The organism is Hansschlegelia beijingensis (assembly GCF_045505405.1).
Taxonomy (GTDB): Bacteria; Pseudomonadota; Alphaproteobacteria; order Rhizobiales; family Methylopilaceae; genus Methylopila; species Methylopila beijingensis_A.
This window is the reverse complement of record NZ_JBJKEX010000217.1, coordinates 1-5,078: the sequence shown is the minus strand read 5'-3', so window position 1 is coordinate 5,078 and position 5,078 is coordinate 1. Positions and strand designations below refer to the sequence as shown.

The window sequence follows — 5,078 nt, the reverse complement described above, 5'->3', positions numbered from 1 at the left end:
ACCACGACCGGGAGCGGCGCGATCGGCGTGGTCGCCCAGTCGATCGGCGGCAGCGGTGGCGCAGGCGGCGCGGCCTACGCGACGAGCGCCAACGGGTTGCTCAGCTACGCAGTCGCCGTGGGCGGCAGCGGCGGCGATGGCGGCGCTCCCGGAACCGTGGACGTGACGCTGTCGGGATCCCGGATCACCACAGGCGTGTCCTCCGACGACAACGCCCAGTTCGACGCCATCGGCGTGCTCGCGCAATCGATCGGCGGCAGCGGCGGCATCGGCGGCGGCGCCTCGGCGCTCGCGACCGCGATCTCGCTGCCGGTTCCGACCGAAGAGGGGATCTCCGGAACCCCTACCCTGAGCATCGCCCACGCCACCGGCGGCTCCGGCGGCAATGGCGGCTCGGCGGTGCTCGACGGCGGCTCAGCGTCCATCTCGCTCGCTGACGGCAGCGGAGTGCTCACCTATGGCGCGGGCAGCAGCGGCGCCGTCGTGCAGTCCATCGGCGGCGGCGGCGGCCAGGGCGGCGACAGTTCGGCGATGGCGGCCGCCGTCGGCTACGGCTCGGGCTATATCGCCGACAACACGCTGACGAGCATGGCCGTTGATCTGAGCGTCGCGGTTGGCGGCGACTGCGACGACAAATGCGCCGGCGGCGACGGCGGCCACGCGACTCTGACGGTCGGAGACGCCTCCACGACGACGTCGCACATCGCCACCTATGGCGATTTTTCCAATGGCGGCCTGGTTCAGTCCATCGGCGGCGGCGGCGGCAACGCGGGGATCGGCTCGGCGAACGCCAACAGCGTCGGCGCCGGTTCGACCATCAACGTCAGCGTCACGACGGGATCGAATGGCGGCGCGGGCGGCGACGGAGGCGCGGCGGCCGCGACCGTCAACGCCAACGGCGTGATCGCCACCGAGGGCGTCAGCGCGAACGGTCTGCTGGTCCAGTCGATCGGCGGCGGCGGCGGGGTGGCGTCGGGCGGATCGTTCGACGTCAGCGGCCTTCTGAGTTGGGCGAAGAGCGTCGAGAAGACCCAGGTGACGCCGACGATCTCCATCGTGCCGACGGTGAATGTCGGCCGCACCGGGGGCTCGGGCGGCGACGGCGGGACGGTGACCGTGACCCATGCAGGGGCCATCGCCACCAAGGGGGCGAACTCCGCCGGCCTCATCGCGCAGTCGGTCGGCGGCGGCGGAATGGGCGGCATGGCGGTCGCCGGCGGCAGCGCCAACAGCCTGCTCTATACCTTCGCGCAGCTCTCGGTCAGCTCCTCCATGACGCTGGGCTTCAACGGGTCCGGCGGCTATGGCGGCAATGGCGGCTCGGTCGCCGTAAATCTGGACCAGGGCGGCATCCCCTCGCTGTCGACCGTCGGGGCCCACGCGGTCGGGCTTCTGGCGCAGAGCGTAGGCGGCGGCGGCGGCAGCGCCTACGACGGTTCGGACGCGCCTTCAGGCAGCGTCGCGCTCGGCCTGACCATCACCGATTCCTCCGAGGGCGCAGGCGACGGCGGCTCGGTGTCGCTCGCCGCCCTATCCAACGGGTTCAGCGTCGTGACCCAGGGCGACGTCTCACATGGGGTCGTGTTGCAATCCGTCGGCGGCGGCGGCGGCATGGGGGCGACGGGATCGACGACCTCCACCGACGACTGGGCGGTGAACTTCACGCTCGGGGGCGGCGCCGGCGCGGCGGGCAAGGGCGGCAAGGTCACAGCCGACTTCGGCCAGGGCGTCACCAACATCAGGACGAGCGGAACGGGCGCGGCCGGAATGATCGCGCAGAGCGTCGGCGGCGGCGGCGGCATCGCGGCGGCGACGCCCGGGCAGAGCGCCTCGGTCACGCAGTTCGGCTCGCTGAACTCCAGCACGAAATATGCGAGCGACGGCGGGAGCGTTTCGGTCTCGCTCCCGCAGTCCGAAAGCAGCGTCTACACCTATGGGATCGGCGGTCACGGCGTCATCGCGCAGAGCGTCGGCGGCGGCGGCGGCCTGTTCATGGGATACGCCTCGAGCGCAGCGGCTCCGGTGCTGACCGGCACATATGATGGCCCAAAGAGCTCCGACGCCGATGCGGGCGTCGGCTCCGGCGGCGCCGTCACGGTGAGCGCCGCAGGCTATGTCGGGACCTCGGCCGCCGGCGCCTTCGGCATCGTCGCGCAGAGCATCGGCGGCGGCGGCGGGCTGATCGCGAACGGCGGCGGCGTGTTCATCGGCCACACCGGCCGGAACGCCTCGTCCACGGCAGGAGCGGTGACGGTCACCGTCGATGGCGGGGTGTCGGCGACGGGCGAGAACAGCATCGGCGTGCTCGCGCAGAGCAGCGCGCCGGGAAGCGCAGGCGCGGTGACGGTGAACGTCAACGGCACGGTCGCCGGCGGCTCCGGCGCGCAGGGCGTCGGCATCCTGATCGACGGCGGGAACGCGTCCAACCAGATCAACATCGGCAAGGACGGCTGGGTCTGGGCGGCGTCCGGGAACGCCATCAAGACGACGGGCGCTTACGGATCGCAGAAGGTCGACGTCGACAACCAGGGCCAGATCTATGGCGACACCTGGCTCCAGGGCGGGTCGATCACCGGCAACTTCCAGAACACCAACGGCACGCCGCCCGGCGAGATGGCGGGCACGCTCACCAATTCCGGCATGCTCGTCGCGCTGCCGGGCCAGCGCTCGTACCTCGACGGGCACCTCATCCAGACCGCCGAAGGCCGCATCGCGCCGCATCTCGACTTCAGCAACATGACCAGCGGCGCCTATGTGGTCACCGGGAACGCCGTCCTCGACGGCGGCGTCCGGCCCAACTTGGCGAGCGCGCTGCCCAACATCTTCCTGCCGGCGCTCACCGTGCAGGGCGCGGTCACGGGTTCGCTGACGGCGCCCGACAGCCCGCTGTTTTCCTACACGCTGCGCGAGGACGCTGGCCGCTACGACATCGCGATCACTGGCGCGCAGTTCGACAAGGACAGCTTCGGCCTGACGTCACATCACAGCGCGGTCGCGAACGCGCTCGAGAACGTGTTCGCGGAAGGGCGCGCCGAGCTCGGTTCGTTCTTCGCCGGGCTCGACGCGACAGCTGGCGCGGATCTCGGCCGCTACGAGGCGGCCATCGCGGAAGTCTCGCCGCGCAGCATCTCGACGCTGTTCGCGCGGGTCGCCGCGGACGCCTCGCGGATCGCCGACGCCTCGATGAGCTGCCCGGTGTTCGACGCCGGGACGTCAGGCTCGAAGACGTTCCTCACCGAGGGCTCCTGTGTTTACGGAACCACGCGCGGACAGCGCGCCTCGTTCAAGGGTGACGCCAATCGCGGCAAGTCCGACATGGACAGCCTCTCCTGGCAGGTCGGCGTCCAGGGGGAGCTCGACTCCGGGCTGCTGCTGGGCGGCTCGCTCGCCTATCAGGCGGACTCCTTCAACGGCCACGACGGCGTGTCGGCCAAGGGCTCCAGCGTGCAGGGCGCCCTGACCCTGAAGCGCCAGAGCGGCCCGTTCCTGCTGACGGGCGCCCTGTTCGGAAGCTATGGCGACTACGACATCAAGCGCCGGATCTCCGCGGCCGGCTACGCCGCCACCGCGAAGTCCGACAGCGACGCCTACAGCGCGGGCGTCCGGGCTCGGGTCGCCTACACGCTCGGGGCGGAGGACTTCTATCTGAGGCCCTACCTCAACCTCGACCTCGTCCATGCGCGCAACAGCGGCTTCTCGGAGAAGGAAAAGGGCGGTCTCGGCCTGACCATCTCACACGGCTCCTACACCTCGGCGATCGTCACCCCCGCGCTGGAGATCGGCAGGGCCGACGAGGTCTGGGGCGGACGGACGCTGCGGAGCTTCGTGACGGTCGGCCTGAACGTGCGCACGAATGACGAGTGGCGCAGCCGCGGCAAGTTCAGCGCTGGTTCGTCGAGCGACGACTTCCGGCTGAACGCGCCTCTCGATCGGGTCACGGGCCGCGCCAGCGCCGGGCTGCAGCTCTACCAGGACGATTCGATCGATCTGCGCGTCCAGTACGACGGCGAATTCGGCCGCGAAACGACCAAGCACGGCGCGACCGCCAGCGTCTCCTACCGCTTCTGAGCGGCGCGAGCCCGTTCGCTGACAGCTCCCCCGGACAAGCTCCGGGGGAGCGTCCTCACCCTCGCGGGACTCCCAGGAACGCGCTGCTGATCGCCGCCGGAAGGCGGACATCCTGAGCTTCCGAAAAGTCACATTCGGCTACCGCGAACTCGTCCGCTTCAAGGCGACGGCCGAGAAGGTTGCTGCGACACGGTCTCACGTCCGCTGTTCGGAGCGGCCGCCGGGGTCTGCCCTGCGGTCCCAGCCGCGACCGTGGCTCGCTCCGGGGTTCGTCCTCTGCCTAGGCCGATGCGGGATCGCGGCCGCCCGGCGGCGGGAACCGGGAGGCGTCCGAGAATGAGATGGTGACGGTCACGCCTGCATCGCCCTGTATCTCCAGCTCGCCCCCGATTTGCTTCACAAGAGAACGGACCAAGCCGTAGCCGAGCGATCCCTCCCGGAAGTCAGTCATCCCGACGCCGTTGTCCCTGATGATCAGCTCCACCCGACCGGGTCCGCTACGCCTAGCTTGAACCAGGATGATCCCCGAGCGGTGCTCTGGGAAGGCGTACTTCACCGCGTTTGTGATCAGCTCTGTCAGCACGATACCGATCGGAAAGGCTGCGTCGGCGTCGACTAGGATATCCTCTTCGACGCGCGCCCTCAGGGCGATCCGCCCATCTCCGCCGGTCAGCGACTTCAGCGCCTCGCAGAGCTCGGCGACATAGGTGGCGACATCGACGCGCTGCGCGTGTTCGGACCGGCTCAGCATGTCGTGGACGCGAGCCATCGCGTTCAGCCGGTCGGCCGACTCCTCGAAGAGCGCCCTGACGGCCGAGCTAGCCCACGATCCTTAGGCAGCGGTCGCAGCACTAGGGCCCGGACCCATTAAGGGGTTTGCAGATCGAGCGAAGCGTGATTCAGAGGCGTCCTCGAGGGAGAACGCCGATGGGATCGGACTGCTTCTGGCTGACGGACGAGCAGTTCGCGCGTCTTGAGCCGCATCTGCCGACGAAGACGCGCGGCGTTGC

At 69.9% G+C, this 5,078-nt stretch carries 2 protein-coding genes and 1 pseudogene; 1 reads left to right on the top strand and 2 read right to left on the bottom strand.

All coding sequences use genetic code 11. The features are described from left to right. On the top strand, positions 1-4,068 hold a 4,068-nt coding region (locus tag ACIKT0_RS12690), incomplete at its 5' end, for an autotransporter outer membrane beta-barrel domain-containing protein (protein ID WP_407105689.1). A gap of 280 nt (positions 4,069-4,348) precedes the next feature. On the opposite strand, the gene ACIKT0_RS12685 is transcribed toward ACIKT0_RS12690, so the two are convergent. Beyond that, positions 4,349-4,741 (bottom strand): sensor histidine kinase, encoded by a 393-nt coding sequence (locus tag ACIKT0_RS12685; RefSeq protein WP_407105690.1) that lies wholly within the window; start codon positions 4,739-4,741, stop codon positions 4,349-4,351. Positions 4,742-4,753: 12 nt separating this feature from the next. Further along, a pseudogene (locus ACIKT0_RS12680) lies at positions 4,754-4,876 on the bottom strand (histidine kinase dimerization/phosphoacceptor domain -containing protein); the annotation flags it as partial. Positions 4,877-5,078: the final 202 nt, after the last annotated feature.